Genomic DNA, 437 nt, shown 5'->3' on the forward strand with positions numbered 1-437 from the left:
CCTCGCCGAGTCCCTGTCGGTCGCCGCCCTCCTCGGGGTGCTGGCCTTCGCCGTGCTGCGCCCGCGCGGGCTGCCGGAGGCGGCGGCCGCGGTGCCGGCTGCCGCGCTGCTCGTCGCCCTCGGTGCGGTCTCCCCCGCCGATGCCTGGGGGCAGCTGCGGGAGCTGCTGCCCGTGGTCGGGTTCCTGGCCGTGATCCTGGTCCTCGCACGGCTGTGCGCCGACGAGGGGTTGTTCCGCGCGGTCGGCGCGGCCGTGGCCCGGCGGTCGGCGGGGCGGGAGCCGGGGACGCTGTTGGGCCCGGTGTTCGTGGTGGCCTCGCTGGTCACCGCCGCGCTGAGTCTGGACGCCACCGTGGTCCTGCTGACCCCGGTGGTGCTGGCGACGGCCGCCCACCTCGGGGCGCGGCCGCGGCCGTACGTCTTCGCCACCGCGCACC

The 437-nt window shown here is 78.5% G+C and carries 1 protein-coding gene; it reads left to right on the plus strand.

Features of this window, described 5'->3' with window-relative positions; genetic code table 11:
• Positions 1–437: SLC13 family permease (locus tag G3I71_RS47880; protein WP_275409457.1), on the plus strand; the 437-nt coding region annotated here is incomplete at both ends.

The sequence above is a fragment of the Streptomyces sp. SID12501 genome (assembly GCF_010550245.1).
Taxonomy (GTDB): Bacteria; Actinomycetota; Actinomycetes; order Streptomycetales; family Streptomycetaceae; genus Streptomyces.